Source organism: Pseudoxanthomonas kaohsiungensis (assembly GCF_010211765.1).
In the GTDB taxonomy this organism is placed as follows: domain Bacteria; phylum Pseudomonadota; class Gammaproteobacteria; order Xanthomonadales; family Xanthomonadaceae; genus Pseudoxanthomonas; species Pseudoxanthomonas kaohsiungensis.
This window is the reverse complement of record NZ_PDWO01000001.1, coordinates 53,807-69,057: the sequence shown is the minus strand read 5'-3', so window position 1 is coordinate 69,057 and position 15,251 is coordinate 53,807. Positions and strand designations below refer to the sequence as shown.

Sequence of the window (15,251 nt, the reverse complement as noted above, 5' to 3'; positions counted from 1 at the left end):
GGCGCCCTCTGGCCTATGCTGCCGGCGAGCCCGACCGGAATCCCGTCATGCGCATCCTGCTGGCTGCCGTCGTCCTTTCCCTGCTGCTGGCCCTGTCGCCGCAGGCCATCCGCGCCGCCGACGCACCGCTGTCCTACGCCGGCAAGACCGCGCTGGTCACCGGCTCCACCGATGGGCTGGGCCGCGAGCTGGCGCTGGCCCTGGCCGCCGACGGTGCGCATGTCATCGTCCACGGCCGCAACGCCGCCCGCGGCCAGGCCGTGGTCGACGAGATCACCCGCGCCGGCAAGGGCTCGGCGCGCTTCATCGCCGCCGACTTCTCCTCGCTGCAGGCCACCCGCGAGTTCGCCGACACCATCGCCCGGGACTACCCGCGCCTGGACCTGCTGGTGAACAACGCCGGCATCGCCTTCAACAACGCGCCGGCGCGCAGCGCCAACGCCGACGGTTACGAACTGCAGTTCGTGGTGAACTACCTGGCCGGCTGGATCCTGGCCAACCGGCTGCTGCCCAACCTGGAGGCGGCCGCGCCCTCGCGCGTGGTCAACATCGCCTCCGGCAGCGCCGCGGCGATCGACTTCGACGACGTCATGCTCGAAAAGCCCGACGCCCATCATCGCGGCTACGGCCAGAGCAAGCTGGCCCAGGTGATGATGACGATGGCGCTGGCGCCGGCCTTCGCCGGGCGCGGCGTCACCATGATCTCGCTGCATCCGGCCACGCTGATGGACACCACCATGGTCAAGGGCATCGGCATCCCGCCGCGCACCACCGTGGCCGAGGGCCGCGACCACGTGATGGGCCTTGTCACCGCGCCGACGCTGCAGGCCGGCGCCTACTACGAGCAGGGCCAGCCGGCCACGCCGCGCGACCCGCAGGCGACCGACCCGCAGGCGCGCGCACGGCTGGTGGCATTGAGCGCCGAGCTGACCGGGGTGCCGTAAGCCGCCACCGGCCCGTCGGGCGCCTCACTCCTTCCCGTCCACCCGCACCGGCGCGCCGACGTCCACGTCCTCCTTGGGCGTTCGGTTAGCGGACGCGTGTCCGCGACTGCGGGCACTTGATTATCGTTATTCGATATGCGTAATATCGTTTAACGATGTCACGACCGGAGCCGAGCATGTCCGCCCCCGCCAACGCCCTGGCCCTGTCCCGCCCGCTGCTGCGGGGGCTGGTGCTCCTCAACCTGCTCTACGCCGCCGCCATCGGCCTGTTGTTCGTGGCCGGCCTGGTCGCACCGGATGTCGTGTTCGACGCGCTCGGCGTGCGCCACGGCGAACAGCGTGCAGCGCTGGTCCTAGGCATGCGCACGGTCATGGTGGCCGGTCTGGTTGCCGCATTCGTGGTCGACCGGGTGCTGCGCCACCTGCTGGCGATGGTCGACACGGTGCGCGCCGGCGACCCGTTCGTGGCCGGCAATGCACGGCGCCTGCAGGCGATCGCCTGGTGGGTGCTGGCCGGCGAGGTGCTGCGCCTGGCGATCGGTGCGACCGCCTGGGCGGCCAGCAGTCCGGCGCAGGGGCTGGACCTGGACACGGGCTTCTCGCTGGCGCCGTGGCTGGCGGTGCTGCTGCTGTTCGTGCTCGCCCGCGTGTTCGCCGAGGGCACGCGCCTGCGCGACGACCTCGCAGGCACGGTGTGACATGGCCATTACCGTTCGCCTCGACGAGCTGCTGCACGCGCGCCACATGACCCTGACCGAACTGGCCGCGCGCGTGGACATCACCCTGGCCAACCTGTCGATCCTCAAGACCGGCAAGGCCCGGGCGATCCGCTTCTCCACCCTCGAAGCGATCTGCGCGGCGCTGGAGTGCCAGCCCGGCGACCTGCTCGCCTTCGATCCGTCACTTCCGCAGGAGGATTGACCATGCACGCCCTGAAGCGCTTGTTCGCCCGCGACCATGTCCACCACGAAGGGGTCCGCCCGTTCCAGGTCTGGGGCCTGCGCCTGTTCTGCCTGCTGATGCTGGTGTTCGTCGTGCCCGAAGCCTGGGGCGTGCTGCTGCGCCACCAGGGCCCGTGGGATCCGCTGCACGCGGTGGCGTTCTGCGTGTGGGCCACCTACCCCGCACTGGCCGTGTTCGGCCTGTTCCGCCCGCTGCGCTGGCTGCCGCTGATGCTGTTCGTGCTCGGCTACAAGATCCTGTGGCTGGCATTCGTCGCCTGGCCGCTGTGGAGGACTGGCACCCTGGCCGGTTCGGCTGCCGCACCGATGGTGCCGGCGTTCGCACCGCTGCTCCCGCTGGCACTGGTGGTGCCGTGGGGGTATGTCGTGCGCAAGTACATCGGACTGCCGCGCCGGCGCGCGGGGCTGGCCGGCGCGGGCTGACGCCTTGAGTGACGGGAGTGATCCGCACGCGGACGCCTAACCGTCCGCCGCGCGCAGCAGCTTCTCCAGCGCCTTGCCCTTGGCCAGTTCATCGACGAGCTTGTCGAGGATCCGGATCTGCCGCATCAGCGGATCGTCCAACTCCTCCACGCGCACCCCGCAGACCACGCCGGTGACGAACTCGCGTCGCGGGTTCATCGCCGGCGCCTCTGCGAAGAAGGTGGTGAAATCCACCTCCCGGGCGACCTGCCGTTCCAGCGCGGCCTGCGAGTAGCCGGTGAGCCAGCGGATCACCTGGTCGACTTCGGCGCGGGTGCGGCCCTTGCGTCCGGCCTTCTGCACGTACATCGGATAGACCTTGGCGAAGGCCGTCTGGAAGATGCGGTGGCCGGACATACGGACTCCTGGAGGCTGGTGCGCGACGGCAAGCCGATGGCTGCGCACGCGGCCGGTGCTATCGTCCCGCTGCATCGAACGGGAGGACGGGATGAGCGTACGCATGATCGGCTGTCGGCACCCGTCGCGCGCCGGCCGGGTGCTTGGGATCCTCGCCGCGCTGGCCCTGGCCGGACCGGCAACCGCTGCACCGGATCCGGCAGCGTCCCGCGAGGTGATCGCGCAGGCGCAGGCGCTGTGCGACCGCGACGGCGGCGCGCTGTGGGGCGTATCGCTGTGCGGGCCGCTGATGATCGTCGATCCGGCCGACCGCGCCGTGGTCGCCAACCAGGCCGACGCCAAGGGCGCGCTGGTCGCCCGCGACGGCGCGTACGTGGGCACCCTGCCCGCCGACGCCATGCTGGCCAATACCGCCATGGACTGGTCCGGTACCCGCTGGACGCAGTTGCTGTGGCCGCTGCCGACGGAACCGGCGCTGCTGCGGGTGATGCTGCTGCACGAGATGTTCCACCGCGAGCAGCCGGCGCTGGGCCTGGCCCGCGACGAAGCCGGCAACCGCCACCTGGACAGCTTCGACGGCCGCTACCTGCTGCAGATGGAATGGCGGGCGCTGGCCCATGCGCTCATGGAGGACGGGCCGGACGCGCGTCGCGCCCGGCTCGCCGACGCCTTCGCCTTCCGCCAGGCGCGGCGCGCCCGCTTCCCCGGTGCCGCCGCCGAGGAGGCGGCGCTGGAGATCAACGAAGGGCTGGCCGAGTACACCGGCGTGCGCCTGGGCCTGGCCGCGCCCGAACAGCGGCGCGCCTATGCCATCTATGCCCTGGCCCGGTTCGTCGACGCGCCCAGCTTCGTGCGTTCCTTCGGCTACGCCAGCGGCCCGGCCTATGGCCTGCTGCTGGACCAGGCCGACCCGCAATGGCGCGGCAAGCTCGGCGCCGACGCCGACCTGGGCCGGCTGCTCGCCGGTGCGGTTGGCATCGACGCAGCCGTGCCCGCAGATCTGGACGCACGTGCACAACGCTACGATCCGGAAGACCGCGTGCGCCAGGCCGAACAAACCCGCGAGCGCGAGCGCCAGGCGCGCCTGGCCGCCTGGCGCTCGCAGCTGGTCGATGGCCCGGTGCTGGTCCTGCCGCTGGCCCGTTCGCGCTTCCAGTTCAATCCGCAGACCCTGGCCGCGCTGGACGGCGTCGGCACCGTCTACCCGACCCTGCGCCTGGCCGACGACTGGGGCGAGCTGGTGGTCGACGGTGGTGCCGCCCTGGTCCACGCCGACCGCAAGCACGCGACGGTGGCCCTGCCGCGCGGCGGCGACGGCCGCCGCGGCGATGGCTGGACGCTGGCGCTCGAGCCGGGCTGGTCGCTGGTTCCGGGCGAACGGGACGGCGACCTCACCGTGGAGGCCGGCCAGGCCCAGCGCACCGCACCGACAACGAAGTGATCGCGGCAGGGCGTCAGCCCAGCCGCGGCGAGTGCACACCTCCATCGCGCATTGCGCCGCGCCTGGGGCGGTCGCGCCCACTGCGCAGGAGCGGCCCGGCCGGCGCGGACGGGACGCCGCCGCTCAGCGCCGCCGCATCACGGCTGGCGCCCGAACAGCCGCCGCGCGTTGCCCGACAGGATCTTCGCCTTCTCCTCTGCGGTCAGGTCCAGCTTGTCCAGCGCCTGCACCGTGCGACCCAGGCCGATCTGCGGATAATCCGAGCCGACCAGCACCCGATCGATGCCGACATTGCGCAGGGTCCACACGAACTCGTCCTGCAGCGGCGAGCCGGCCGCCAGCAGCACGGTGCCGGAGATGTCGAAGTAGACGTTGTCGGCGAACAGGTTCTCGGCGGTGCGCACCAGCGCCAGGATGTTCCAGAAGCGGAATTCCATCCCGCCCATGTGTGCGAAGATGAACTGCGTGCGCGGCGCGGCCAGCGCCAGGTTGAACAGCGCCTGGCTGTCGCCGGCCACGATCCCGGCGTTGTCCATCAGCACCACCACGCCCAGCTCGCCGGCGCGCTGCACCAGCGGCAGCACGCGCGGATCGGCCAGCTCGAAGCGCTGGGTATGCGGATGCAGCTTGAGCACGCGCACCCCGGCCTTCGCCACCCGCGCCAGTTCCTCCAGCGCGGCCGGGCCGTCGTACGGATGCACGGTGGCCACCGGCACCACCTGCGGATGCGCGCGCGCCAATGCGATGACGCCGTCGTTGCCGGCGCGGATCGCGGCGATGTCGCCGGCGCGCGCCTGGTAGGGGCCGCCGAACCACATCGCCGCCAGCCCGGCCAGTTCCACGCCGGACTTGGCCACGTCGGCCTCGTAGTCGGCGAGCGAGGCCTGGCCTTCGCGCAGGTGCACGTGGGTGTCGAACACCGGCACCTGCGCGGCGGCGTGTTGGGCGAGCAGGCACAGCAGCAGGGCGGCAGCGGAACGGATCATGCTTGGGCACCGGGATCGGGATCGGCCCGGGAGTCTAGACCACGACGACATACCGGACATGCAGTGCTATCCAGCGAGCCCAGTCCACTTCCCTCTCGCGACGCGTTCATCGCCGTGATGTCGATTCCCGACCGGCCCGGCCGTCGTAGCCCTGTGATACGCCAGCAAGCGCACGCCCCGGCCCGCCGTGCCACGCGCCGGACACCGGACGTTCGCGGCCGGCTAACGCGCGCAGGCGTACCCCGTGATCCAGCTTTCCCCCGACACCGCCAAGGAGACCGCATGAAGATCGTGACCAGCCTCAGCTTCCAGGGCCAATGCCGTGAAGCGTTCGAGTTCTACGCCAAGGTGCTGGATGGCCGCATCACCGCCGCCTTCCCCTATGGCGACGGCCCGCCGGGCATGGAAGTCAGCGACCCGAAGCAGAAGGACTGGCTGATGCACTGCTGGCTGGACGTGGGCGACCAGTCGCTGATGGGCGCCGACATGGCCCCGGAATGGGCGCCGAACATCGACAAGCCCAAGAACGGCTTCGACGTCACCCTGCACACCGACGACATCGACCAGGCCCGCCGCTGGTTCGACGCACTGGCCGCGGGCGGGAAGGAAGTGATGCCGTTCGCCGAAACGTTCTGGTCCCCCGGCTTCGGCTCGCTGGTCGACCGTTTCGGGATCCCGTGGATGGTCAACACCAACGCCGGTCCGGACTGGAAGCCGACGCAGGGCGCCTGATCGCCAGAGCGGGGTCGCAGTCGACCGCCAGGACCGGCCCAGGCCGGCGCAGCCGCTGCCCGGCCTCCCGGCCGGGCGGAGGATCGAGGTTCCGGAAGGGCCGCCGGGTTCGCGCAGGCATCGCAGCCCGCCGGCCGCATCGGATTCGACGCTGGCCCGGTGACGTGCCTGGCGCAGCCGGTGATGCCGATTCGATGGTGACCCGACCGTTTTTCTTGCGCGGAAGGCAGCGTCCAGCGCCTGCCCGACATGACGAGGAGTTCCTGATGATCCCCAAGAACACGATCTGCCTGTGGTTCAACGACGACGCCCTCGATGCGGCGAAGTTCTATGCCGCCACCTTCCCCGACAGCGCCGTCGGCGAGGTCCACCATGCCCCCGGCGACTTCCCCGGCGGCCAGGCCGGCAAGGTGCTCACCGTGCAGTTCACCGTGCTCGGCATTCCCTGCCTGGGCCTCAATGGTGGTCCGGTGTTCCCGCAGACCGAGGCCTTCTCGTTCCAGGTGGCCACCGACGACCAGGACGAGACCGACCGCTACTGGAACGCCATCGTCGGCAACGGCGGCAAGGAAAGCGAATGCGGCTGGTGCAAGGACAAGTGGGGCGTGTCCTGGCAGATCACCCCGCGCGTTCTGACCGAGGCCTTCCGCGACCCCGACCGCGCCGCGGCCAAGCGCGCCTTCGAAGCGATGATGACCATGCGCAAGATCGACGTGGCCGCGATCGAGGCGGCACGCCGCGGCTGACCCCGTAGAGCGGGGCTTGCCCCGCTGCTCTTCTCGCCACCTCGTAGAGCGGGGCTTGCCCCGCTGCCCTTCCCGTCGCCCCGCCAGCCGGGCAAGCCCGGCTCTACGACGCATCGATCCACCCCGTAGAGCGGGGCTTGCCCCGCTGCCCTTCTCCCGTAGAGCGGGGCTTGCCCCGCTGCTTCCCTCGTCGCCCCGCCAGCCGGGCAAGCCCGGCTCTACGTCGTACCGGTCCGCCGTTGCGGCGATCGGGCGCCTACCGTTGCCGCAGGAACGCCGCCGCTTCTTCCCGGTACGCCTGCGCGCCGGGCGCCAGGTACGGCAGCAGCAGCCGCACCCAGGCGCGGCTGGTCTGGCGGCTTTCACGCGGGCAGCCGGCGGCGCGCGCGGCGGTGAGATCGCCGGCGTCGACCATGCCGGCGAAGGCGTCCGGGTCGGTGCCGTAGACCAGGCATTGCAGGTTGAAGAAGCGCTGTTCGCCCAGCGCGTGCTCGTCGGCGAAGGCGTCGATGTCGTAGGCACCGGTGCTGCGCGAAAGCATCCAGTTGGCGACCAGGCGCAGGTCCTCGATCACCTCGCCCGGGCTCTCGTCGCGCCCGCCGAAGCGCAGCATCAGGATCGCGGCGAGCTGGTCCACCGCATCCTCCTGGCGGCCGGTGACCGGCAGGTCGAACAGGTCCACCAGCGCGTGCCCGGCCTCGTGCAGGACCATGAAGCGCACGTTGGCGCGCAGGTAGCGCAAGGGATGGTCCTCGGCCAACCCCAGCGCCTGCCGGTGCGCCTGGCCCTGCGCGTAGAGCGTGCGCAGGCTTTCGTAGCACAGCACCACCTCGCCCTGGTCCGGGCGATAGAACGCACCGGGCTCGCCGCATTCGGCGGTGACGAAACGCAGCCGGCGCGGCAGCGCAAACAGGCCGTCGAGTTCCTGCAGTTCCGGCAGTTGCCGCCACAGGTCCGCCTCCACCACGCGCTGGTAGATCGGCTGCAGGTCCGGCGCGGACGGCGGACGGTAGGCGTATTCGAAGGCGGGCCCGCGCGCCGCGGTAGCCGGCTGGGCAGCCACGGACCCGGTCGGTGTCGAGCTCTTCCGCGCATCGCCGGCGGCCACTGTCGCCGGGGTGCCGCCGGCAAGCAGCACGGCCAGCGCCATCGTCAGGGTGGTCGCGAAACTGCTGGAAGGCATCAAGCAACCATGGCGTCGAAAGATGCCGGTAGCGTAAGCGCAACTGCCGCGGAAAGTGAACCGCGGCGCCTTCAGGGCACCAGATACGGCATGACGTCCTCGGCCTGGCGCTCGCCATCGAGGGCGAGCAGGTCACGGAGGATGGCCGTATGCCCCTGCCCGGCGACCACCAGCACGCGGCGCCCGCGCGCGGCGGCCTGTTGCACGTTGGCGTACATGCGGAAGTTGCGCTGCCACCAGCTGGCCGCCGCGTCGGCGCCGGCGAAGCCGCCGCCGGCATCGAGGTCGTTGGTGCCGATGTACAGCGCCTTGTTCTCGCGGTCGCGCGCCGGGTCGTTGGCCAGCCGCAGCAACTCGGGCAGCGGCAAGGTGGCCTGCTCGCGGGTGTGGCGCGCCGCCAGCGAGGCGAACAGCGCCTCGATCGCCGCCTTGCGCTCGGGCGCGTGTGCGGCCATGTACTCGAACATCGGCCCGGCCTTCCACTGCACGCCGCCCTCGTCGAAGCAGGTCACCGTGGACAGGCCGGCTTCACCGGCCACGCGGAAGCCGATCTGCTGCACTTCGTTGACGGTCAACGCGGCATCGCCATCGCGCCAGGCCGCGAACTGTGCATCCTGCCGCGCCTGCGCGGCGGGATCGCACTCCACCAGCACGTCGGTCGGGCCGAACGCGGCCAGCCGCTGCGCCAACCCCGCCAGGTAGGCCTGGTTGGCAGGCGTAGTGACGTCGATGACCTCGGACTTGACCATGTCCATGCCGGGATTGGCGAAGTGGAACACGCCCAGCAGCATCAGTTTCGCGGGCGCCGGCACCTTCGCCGGTGCGGCGGCGGGTTCGGGTGCGGCGGCCTGCATGGCGAACGCGACCACGCACAGGAGAAGGACGACATACGGCGAACGGCGCTTGGACATGGTCTTGCTCCCGGTGCGCGGCCTCGCGGCATGCCGCGAGGCGTGGCGGATGGCCCATGCTGGCGCGCGCGCGGCCCGGCCTCATGTGCCGGAAGTGCAGCCCGAAAGCCAGGCGCCACTGTTGCTTCACCACCAGCGGCCAGGAGCAGGCCAGCTCAAGCCGATGCGCGCACCGGCAGGCCCAGGAACTGCGCCCATCGTTCCGCGTCTTCGTCGATCGCCCGGGCCAGTGCGACGAGGTTGACCCAGAGCGGCACCGACAGGCCCGGCCGTTCGCAAAGATGGTCCACGCACGCGCGCAGGGCGGTCAGGTCCGGCACGTCATGCATCAGCAGGGTCTCGCCGGCGCGCCGGTTCACTTCGGCCGGATTGGGCTGCAGGCGGAAGGAATCCACGTCCGCCCGTGTCACGCCGACGAACTCCGGCTTACCTCCCCGCCTGATCCAGCGGAAGTAGCCCAGCACCTGTGTATCGCAACCGACCTGCGAGGCCTTTCCGCCGAAGGATTCCTCGACGAACTCCCGCTCCATCGCCCGCACCAGCGTGGCCTTGAGGTCCACCGCACCGCCCTGCGCGACGACATCGCTCCAGTCGCACGAGCCCGACCCGGTCGGCGCCAGCAGGTTGCGCGAATGCAGCGCCTTGCCGCTCTGGTTCCAGAGCACCAGCTTGCGGTCGCGGGTCACCACCAGCGTGCTGATGCCGACATGGTCGGCCATTCCGGACATCGACAGTGGCCACAGCCGCCACCGCTCGCTGTCCGGAGCCGGCTGGCGCGACACCGGAAACTGGGCCGCGCCGGAGAATTCCTGCTGGGCGATGCCGTCGTCCGATACCAGCCGCCGGCTGACGGCCTCGTTGGTGACCACCGCATGGAAGTAGTCGACCTGGTGGCAGCGCACCGACGTCCTGTCGATCGCCATGCCGTCCGACAGGCCGAACTTGGCGCCGTTGAAGAACACCCGCGACGGATCGGAACGATAGGACTCGCGCGCGCGGCAACGCAGCATCGCTTCGAGCATCGCCGCATGGCTGCGCAGCCGTGCCTCCATGTCCTGCCGCTTCTGCCCGTCCTCCACCGCCGTGATCGAGGTCGTACGCAGCCACCGGTCCAGCCGGTCCGAACGCAGCACGACCTCGCGCGGGTGATGCGGCACGCGTGCGACCGCAAACCCGTCGCGCTCCTCCTCCACGGACGGCCTGACCTGGGCGACGAGCTCGTCGACGAACGCGTCGTCCTGCTCGATCAGCGCGGTGGGCGTGCCGAACAGGTCCGCCATCGCCGGCCAGGCCTCGCGCAGCAGGCCGATGACGCCGACGGCGAAGGCCAGCCAGGCACCGGTGGAATAGTCACTGACGGCGAGGAAGACACCCAGCGCGAAGAAGAACACGGTGAGCGCGATCGCCCACCAGCGGCGCGCACGAAGTACCCGTGTCGCAAAGGCGTTGACCTGCACCAGGCTGCGGATGCCGTTCCACGCCCTCAACCAGAACCCCATTACGTCCCCCGTGGCCAATGATTCATTACCGCCGCCCGACCCACCATCCAGCGCCCGCATTGCTGCAGGCGGCACTCGTTCTGAATGGTCCTACCCCAACCGGTACGACACCTTGGTACCGTTCACCATCACGACGTTGAGCTTGCGCAGCTGGTCCATCACGCGAGCCAGCATCGCGGCGTCGAATGCGTCAGGTGCCCAGGACTTCAACGAGGATTGCAGTGTCTTGACCGTGGCGGGCCTGCCCGCTTTCTGCGATTTGAGGCGCGCGACTGCCAGCTCGGTGAGCTTCGCCACCGCGTCCGAACCAGCTCCGTTGGCCGGCGGCGTCCCGTTCACCGGCGGCACGGTGATGGCCACCGCCTTCTTCGCCTTGGCGGCCGGTTGCGCCACAGGCTTGGCCGATACACCTGCTTTGGCCGCGGGCTTGGCGGCAGCCGCGGCTGGCTTGCCCTGTGACCCCGCCACATCCCCCGGCAACGCACCGACGCGCCTGCACTTGATCTTCAGCGACCCCAGGTGCCGCACCAGCGGATCGAATCCGGTATCGCGCGAGACGATCACGTAGTTCGCCGCCGGATCCTCGCTCGCCAGGCGCCCGATGTAGAACGCGACGTGGAAGTCCACCGCGTTGGGGCCGCTGCCTACGATCTGCACGTACTCCACATCGCTGCCGAAAGGCTGCAACGCCTGCATCAGCGCCACCGGCACCTTGGCCTGGTTCTGGCCCAGGAACAGCTTGATCCTGCAACTGCCAGGCACTAGCCGGCCAACACCCGCCGGCTGCACGTTCTCGAAATCGATCAGGAATACGTCCAGACCCGCGCCTCCCCTCTGCCCCGGCCGAACTATGTCATCCCGTTCGCCTGCCTGCACCTGTCCGGGGTGCCCCACGTTCCGGAGCCTGCACGGGACCTGCACCCGTTTTCGCTAGACTCCCCGCATCGCCCCGCGACGGAGGCTCCATGCGCATCCTGATGACCGGCGCCACCGGACTGCTCGGCCAGGGCGTGCTGCACGAGGCCCTGGCCGATGCCTCGGTGACCCGCGTGGCGGTGCTGGGCCGTCGCGCGCTCGCGCATCCCGACCCGCGGGTGGAAGACCTGGTGGTGGAACGCTTCGACGACGTGTCCGCCGTGCACGCGCGGCTGGCGCCCTTCGATGCCTGCTTCTACTGCGCCGGGGCGCCGCCGCTGGGCACGCCGGAGGCGACCTATCGCCACGTGACCCTGGACCTGACCCTGCACGTGGCACGCGCCTTCGCCCAGCAGAACCCCACCGCGCGGCTGCTCTACATCTCCGGCGCGCATGCCGACCCGGCCAGCATGCTGATGCCGATGCGGATCAAGGGCGAGACCGAAGCCGCCCTGCGCGCCCTGCCCATCACCACCGTGATGCTGCGCCCCGGCGGCATCCAGCCCGCGCATGGCGAACGCAGCCCGCATGGGTGGATGCGGCCGTTCTACCGGCTGGCCGCGCCGGCGATGGGCGTAGGCGTGCGGCTGATGCCGGGGGTAATGACCAGCACCGCGCACGTGGGCCGGGCGCTGCTGGTGCTGGCGGCGATGCCCGATCCGCCGCCGGTGGTGGAGAACGCACGGATCAACGCGCTGGGCGAGTCCGCCTCCGGTGCGCGCGGCCCAACCGGCGACGGCTGACGACGCCCGGACTTCGAACTGCGCGGCGGACCAGGCGGTGGACCGTGCCTCGCCCTCCGGTGACGCGCCGGATCAGGCGGCCGACGCCGCCTCCAGCTTGAGCTGCGCGGCGATCGAGGCGGCCAGCGCCTCCACCTTCTGCATCACCGCCGCATCCAGCGTCGCCGGCCGCGGGTCGAGCGCGCACAGCGAGCCGAACAGGCTGCCGTCGGCCAGCACCAGCGGGATGGAGATGTGGCTCTCGAAGCCGTAGATCCGCGGCGCCGGATGGGCGCTGTACACCGGGTGCGCGCTGGCCTTGCCGAAGCTGGTGGTCCGGCCCGGGCGCAGCTCGCGGCAGACGGTAGTCTCCAGCACCAGGTCCTGGCCGGGCTGCAGCCCGAACTCGAGCCCGTCCAGCACATGGACGCCCGGAAATCGGGGCGCCATCACGGCAGCGCTTCGCCGGCGCGACGGTTCATTCCAGGAAATCACTGCTCCCCAGGCGGCCGACTTCCCACAAGCCCAGGCCGAAATCCTCGACTGGCAAGCGCACCACAGTCCTCAATCGACGATCATCCTCATCGACCAGCCCACCATCGTGGTGAACGGCTCTGGCCAGCGTCCGGTAGAGAACATCGTCTGCGCCAGCGTCAGTCGTCGCAGGGGCGGCATGCAGCCAGCCAATACTGCCAGGGCTGAAATGTTCGGACATGCGGCGCCCGTATGGCGATTCCTCGGCCAGTTCGGCGGCGCCGCAAACCCGCTGGCCCCCGAGCCTCGAACAGTCTCAGTACTTGAAACCTATCCTGTGCTCGCAATGATCGCTCTCGGTTGGGTTCGCGAAGATTCACGACCGCACGGAAGACTGCCCAAGTACAACCCCGAGCGCAGAAAGACCTTCTCGATTCACGATTGGCAGTACGTCTGTCAATCGGCAGCCGTATTTTTCCGCGCGACCGGGTTATCGGACACTGCGGCGTGGATTGACGGAATCGGCCGCAAGGAAAAACCGAACAAATCCGACCAGGACAGGCTGGATGCATGCCTGTGCCTACTCGTGGCCGTCCATGTCGCCGAAGGCCGCACCTGCCTCATGGTTGGCGACGTAGAGCACGGCTACATCATCGCGCCGCATTGCCCCACTCTCAGGACTGAACTCGAATCACGCTGCACCGCGTCCGCCAGGGATCCGTCCGCCTGGGTGCGAGTGATCGGGACCACGGCAGCGAAGCCGGGACCTGGCAGTTGAACGGCGGAACTCCTTCATAGTCCCGCCGGCGAAGATCGCCCGTCCCTCGCCTCGCTTGAAACTTGCCTTAGACCTCCGGCGTCGTGGCCTCGATGACCTTCATGGCCTCCTCGGCCTTGCGCTGGGATTCACGGATCTCCTCTTCCGTTTGCGGTCGCGGTGCAGTGTCGGCAGCAGGGGACGCCCGATTCTTGGAAGGCGAAACTTCCGGCGGGACAACTCCATCGGTGACTGCCTCTAGGCCACTGCTCCCCGGCACCAGCGAACCGAGCCCCGATCGCAGCACATTCATTGCAAGGAATGGCGCCAAGAGAAAGATCGCGATCGACAGCAGGGCGAGCGCCAGTCGACGGCCCAGGCCGGCGCCGCCCACCCCAGCGGCCGCGCCAGTCCGGCCACGCCCGAGACGCGCCTTGCCTTGCCCCCGACGATCCGGGGCCGGACGCATCTGGCCGAGCCCGGCGCCGGCTCCGTCCGCACCCGGAAGACCATAGGCACGCCGCAGCAAATCCTCCGGCTCCAACAGAGGCTCAAGCATCTCGCGCAGGGCATCGCCATCTACCAATTGAACGTGGCCGCCTTTGGCCGCGGCGTCGATGGCGGCCCGCGTGAACTCACCGGCGGTGACGAGAATGGCGCCGGTCGCGCCTTCGTTGACCACCAGTCCGATCAGCTGGTGTACCTCGTTGTGCGGCACCTGGTAGGCGTTCCAGCCCTTGCACTGGACCAGGACGTACTGGTCCTCCTTGCGTAGCTTGAGATCGATACCGCCATCGAAACGCTTGGCGGTACGACCCGTCCCCACATGCTCGACGTGGTACCCCTGGCCGGCGTAGTACTCGGCGAGGAGAGCCTCCAGGCGATCCCAAGGGATGGCGGACACCCCATCCTCGCGCCGATTCTTGACCCGCTTCAGCCCGTGCATCGATCCCCCTTCACTCAGGCGCGGCTTGCCGCCGCAGCCCTCTACCCCGCTTCGTCGTGCGGACCCGATCTAACACCGCATCGCCGGCCCGCGTTTGGCAAAGCGCAACGGCTCAGAAGTGCACTCTGACCCCGGTTTACGGACCCCGGTTTACGCCTACTTGCCCGCATCCCACACCCGCCCCGACACGCTGCCACCCTTCTCCACCAGGAACACCTCGACCGCGAAGACCTGGTAGGTGGGGTCGTCGCTGGCGTCGAAGTTGTCCAGGTCGGGGAGCTTCCAGCCGTTGGCTTCCCAGGCCTTCACGTGGTCGGCGAAGATGATCTTGTGGTCGACCCCGAGCGGCATCTGCTCCTTAGGCTTGCTCCAGTACTGGTAGAACGTCTCGGTGTTGTTGATCGAGGGCTTTTCCCGGCGCACGGTGCGGTACGTGGTGTACTCCACGCCGTTGCTGGTGAAGGTCACGCCCTGCTCGCCGCCCTGGGCCGGGGTGCGGACCCAGCGCTGGATGATGTAGTACTCGACCAGGTGGGCGGGGTCGGCCGGATCCATGTCCTTGTCGTAGCCCCAGCCATAGAGGGTCACGTAGCTGGCGCCGGCGTCCTCGTCGAGGCGGTAGCCGATCACGCGGTTGCGGTCGCCGCTCTCCCAGCCCGGGCCGCCGACATAGTTGTAGTCGCCGCCGATCCAGTCGATCTTGAAGTGGCCCTGCTCGTCCAGCTTGAACGAGGCCTCGCCGCCGTCCTTCCAGTGGGTGAAGAACAAGTCGCCCACATGGCCGGTCGCATGGCTCTGGGTGAGCAGCGTCTCGCCGGCAAAGCGCCGGGTGTAGGCCTTGAACTTGGTGATCGGGGGCTTGGCCGGGACCGCAGCAACAGCTTGGGGAGTCGGCGCATCGGAGGCCGCGGGCGCGGCGCAGCCGGCGAAGCCGAGGATCAGGGCGGAGGTCAGGATCGAGGTCGTGAGGCGGCAGGTCATGAGGGAACGTCGCAACTCTTCGGTTTCTGCACGGAAGACCGACCGTAGCATCCGTCGCCCCGATGTTCACCATCATGGCCGGATACGGGACGGGTGAACGCGTCGCCCCGCGCCAGCCCCGCACCTCCCTGGGGCTGAACCTGACCCATGACTCCCGCCTCAGCCCCTCAGAGCTTTTTTCTCCATCACCAAGGAAAAAAGCTCGACGCGCCGAGCTTTGAACTGCGACGTCG

18 protein-coding genes are annotated in these 15,251 nt (G+C 69.7%); 9 read left to right on the top strand and 9 right to left on the bottom strand.

Features of this window, described 5'->3' with window-relative positions:
• The first annotated feature begins 47 nt into the window (after positions 1-47).
• The 4 genes from CSC66_RS00325 to CSC66_RS00310 all read left to right on the top strand — a co-directional run bounded on the left by CSC66_RS00325 (position 48) and on the right by CSC66_RS00310 (position 2,329).
• Positions 48-944 (top strand): SDR family NAD(P)-dependent oxidoreductase, encoded by an 897-nt coding sequence (locus CSC66_RS00325; protein WP_202935563.1) that lies wholly within the window; start codon positions 48-50, stop codon positions 942-944.
• A 176-nt stretch (positions 945-1,120) separates the two neighbouring features.
• A complete protein-coding gene (locus tag CSC66_RS00320) occupies positions 1,121-1,642 on the top strand; it encodes a DUF2975 domain-containing protein (RefSeq protein ID WP_162375297.1) in 522 nt (173 codons plus the stop codon).
• 1 nt (position 1,643) lies between these two features.
• On the top strand, positions 1,644-1,865 hold the full coding sequence (locus CSC66_RS00315) for a helix-turn-helix domain-containing protein (protein WP_162375296.1): 222 nt from the start codon (positions 1,644-1,646) through the stop codon (positions 1,863-1,865).
• A gap of 2 nt (positions 1,866-1,867) precedes the next feature.
• Positions 1,868-2,329, top strand: a complete 462-nt coding sequence (locus CSC66_RS00310) for a hypothetical protein (RefSeq protein WP_162375295.1) — start codon at positions 1,868-1,870, stop codon at positions 2,327-2,329.
• A gap of 36 nt (positions 2,330-2,365) precedes the next feature.
• Here CSC66_RS00310 and CSC66_RS00305 read toward each other — a convergent pair whose 3' ends face one another.
• Positions 2,366-2,725 (bottom strand): DUF2200 domain-containing protein, encoded by a 360-nt coding sequence (locus tag CSC66_RS00305; protein WP_162375294.1) that lies wholly within the window; start codon positions 2,723-2,725, stop codon positions 2,366-2,368.
• A 91-nt stretch (positions 2,726-2,816) separates the two neighbouring features.
• Between CSC66_RS00305 and CSC66_RS00300 the strand changes: the two genes are divergently transcribed.
• Positions 2,817-4,166 carry a hypothetical protein gene (locus CSC66_RS00300; protein ID WP_238394186.1) on the top strand — a complete coding sequence of 450 codons (1,350 nt, stop codon included), beginning with the start codon at positions 2,817-2,819 and terminating at the stop codon, positions 4,164-4,166.
• Between the two features lie 137 nt (positions 4,167-4,303).
• Here CSC66_RS00300 and CSC66_RS00295 read toward each other — a convergent pair whose 3' ends face one another.
• Positions 4,304-5,152 (bottom strand): amidohydrolase family protein, encoded by an 849-nt coding sequence (locus CSC66_RS00295; RefSeq protein WP_162375293.1) that lies wholly within the window; start codon positions 5,150-5,152, stop codon positions 4,304-4,306.
• Positions 5,153-5,434: 282 nt separating this feature from the next.
• On the opposite strand from CSC66_RS00295, the gene CSC66_RS00290 reads away from it, so the two are divergent.
• Both CSC66_RS00290 and CSC66_RS00285 read left to right on the top strand, forming a co-directional pair.
• Complete coding sequence (locus CSC66_RS00290; protein ID WP_162375292.1) at positions 5,435-5,884, top strand: VOC family protein; 450 nt, start codon at positions 5,435-5,437, stop codon at positions 5,882-5,884.
• A 266-nt stretch (positions 5,885-6,150) separates the two neighbouring features.
• Complete coding sequence (locus CSC66_RS00285; RefSeq protein ID WP_162375291.1) at positions 6,151-6,630, top strand: VOC family protein; 480 nt, start codon at positions 6,151-6,153, stop codon at positions 6,628-6,630.
• Between the two features lie 256 nt (positions 6,631-6,886).
• On the opposite strand, the gene CSC66_RS00280 is transcribed toward CSC66_RS00285, so the two are convergent.
• From CSC66_RS00280 to CSC66_RS00265, 4 genes are all read right to left on the bottom strand, one after another.
• Positions 6,887-7,813, bottom strand: a complete 927-nt coding sequence (locus CSC66_RS00280) for a DUF4344 domain-containing metallopeptidase (protein ID WP_238394185.1) — start codon at positions 7,811-7,813, stop codon at positions 6,887-6,889.
• A 71-nt stretch (positions 7,814-7,884) separates the two neighbouring features.
• Positions 7,885-8,724: a DUF5694 domain-containing protein gene (locus tag CSC66_RS00275; protein WP_162375290.1), complete on the bottom strand. Its 840-nt coding sequence runs from the start codon at positions 8,722-8,724 to the stop codon at positions 7,885-7,887.
• A 155-nt stretch (positions 8,725-8,879) separates the two neighbouring features.
• A complete protein-coding gene (locus CSC66_RS00270) occupies positions 8,880-10,223 on the bottom strand; it encodes a hypothetical protein (RefSeq protein ID WP_162375289.1) in 1,344 nt (447 codons plus the stop codon).
• A gap of 90 nt (positions 10,224-10,313) precedes the next feature.
• Entirely contained in the window at positions 10,314-11,117 is an 804-nt protein-coding gene (locus CSC66_RS00265) for a PIN domain-containing protein (protein ID WP_162375288.1), read from the bottom strand.
• A gap of 71 nt (positions 11,118-11,188) precedes the next feature.
• Between CSC66_RS00265 and CSC66_RS00260 the strand changes: the two genes are divergently transcribed.
• A complete protein-coding gene (locus CSC66_RS00260) occupies positions 11,189-11,881 on the top strand; it encodes an NAD-dependent epimerase/dehydratase family protein (RefSeq protein ID WP_238394184.1) in 693 nt (230 codons plus the stop codon).
• A 72-nt stretch (positions 11,882-11,953) separates the two neighbouring features.
• On the opposite strand, the gene CSC66_RS00255 is transcribed toward CSC66_RS00260, so the two are convergent.
• Positions 11,954-12,310 carry a GAF domain-containing protein gene (locus CSC66_RS00255; RefSeq protein ID WP_238394183.1) on the bottom strand — a complete coding sequence of 119 codons (357 nt, stop codon included), beginning with the start codon at positions 12,308-12,310 and terminating at the stop codon, positions 11,954-11,956.
• Between CSC66_RS00255 and CSC66_RS00250 the strand changes: the two genes are divergently transcribed.
• Positions 12,192-13,112, top strand: a complete 921-nt coding sequence (locus CSC66_RS00250; protein ID WP_238394182.1) for a DUF429 domain-containing protein — start codon at positions 12,192-12,194, stop codon at positions 13,110-13,112. The two genes, CSC66_RS00255 and CSC66_RS00250, sit on opposite strands and share 119 nt — an antisense overlap.
• A gap of 67 nt (positions 13,113-13,179) precedes the next feature.
• Here CSC66_RS00250 and CSC66_RS00245 read toward each other — a convergent pair whose 3' ends face one another.
• Positions 13,180-14,037 carry a restriction endonuclease gene (locus CSC66_RS00245; RefSeq protein ID WP_162375285.1) on the bottom strand — a complete coding sequence of 286 codons (858 nt, stop codon included), beginning with the start codon at positions 14,035-14,037 and terminating at the stop codon, positions 13,180-13,182.
• Between the two features lie 156 nt (positions 14,038-14,193).
• Entirely contained in the window at positions 14,194-15,033 is an 840-nt protein-coding gene (locus CSC66_RS00240) for a glycoside hydrolase family 11 protein (RefSeq protein WP_238394181.1), read from the bottom strand.
• Positions 15,034-15,251 lie beyond the last annotated feature (218 nt).

Bases quoted from the DNA above. Each gene is read 5' to 3' on its own strand.
- CSC66_RS00305 (WP_162375294.1), bottom strand. From the start codon at position 2,725: ATGTCCGGCCACCGCATCTTCCAGACGGCCTTCGCCAAGGTCTATCCG.
- CSC66_RS00320 (WP_162375297.1), top strand. From the start codon at position 1,121: ATGTCCGCCCCCGCCAACGCCCTGGCCCTGTCCCGCCCGCTGCTGCGG.
- CSC66_RS00255 (WP_238394183.1), bottom strand. From the start codon at position 12,310: ATGGCGCCCCGATTTCCGGGCGTCCATGTGCTGGACGGGCTCGAGTTC.
- CSC66_RS00310 (WP_162375295.1), top strand. From the start codon at position 1,868: ATGCACGCCCTGAAGCGCTTGTTCGCCCGCGACCATGTCCACCACGAA.
- CSC66_RS00260 (WP_238394184.1), top strand. From the start codon at position 11,189: ATGCGCATCCTGATGACCGGCGCCACCGGACTGCTCGGCCAGGGCGTG.
- CSC66_RS00275 (WP_162375290.1), bottom strand. From the start codon at position 8,724: ATGTCCAAGCGCCGTTCGCCGTATGTCGTCCTTCTCCTGTGCGTGGTC.
- CSC66_RS00285 (WP_162375291.1), top strand. From the start codon at position 6,151: ATGATCCCCAAGAACACGATCTGCCTGTGGTTCAACGACGACGCCCTC.
- CSC66_RS00325 (WP_202935563.1), top strand. From the start codon at position 48: ATGCGCATCCTGCTGGCTGCCGTCGTCCTTTCCCTGCTGCTGGCCCTG.
- CSC66_RS00290 (WP_162375292.1), top strand. From the start codon at position 5,435: ATGAAGATCGTGACCAGCCTCAGCTTCCAGGGCCAATGCCGTGAAGCG.
- CSC66_RS00315 (WP_162375296.1), top strand. From the start codon at position 1,644: ATGGCCATTACCGTTCGCCTCGACGAGCTGCTGCACGCGCGCCACATG.
- CSC66_RS00270 (WP_162375289.1), bottom strand. From the start codon at position 10,223: ATGGGGTTCTGGTTGAGGGCGTGGAACGGCATCCGCAGCCTGGTGCAG.
- CSC66_RS00280 (WP_238394185.1), bottom strand. From the start codon at position 7,813: ATGCCTTCCAGCAGTTTCGCGACCACCCTGACGATGGCGCTGGCCGTG.
- CSC66_RS00245 (WP_162375285.1), bottom strand. From the start codon at position 14,037: ATGCACGGGCTGAAGCGGGTCAAGAATCGGCGCGAGGATGGGGTGTCC.
- CSC66_RS00300 (WP_238394186.1), top strand. From the start codon at position 2,817: ATGAGCGTACGCATGATCGGCTGTCGGCACCCGTCGCGCGCCGGCCGG.
- CSC66_RS00295 (WP_162375293.1), bottom strand. From the start codon at position 5,152: ATGATCCGTTCCGCTGCCGCCCTGCTGCTGTGCCTGCTCGCCCAACAC.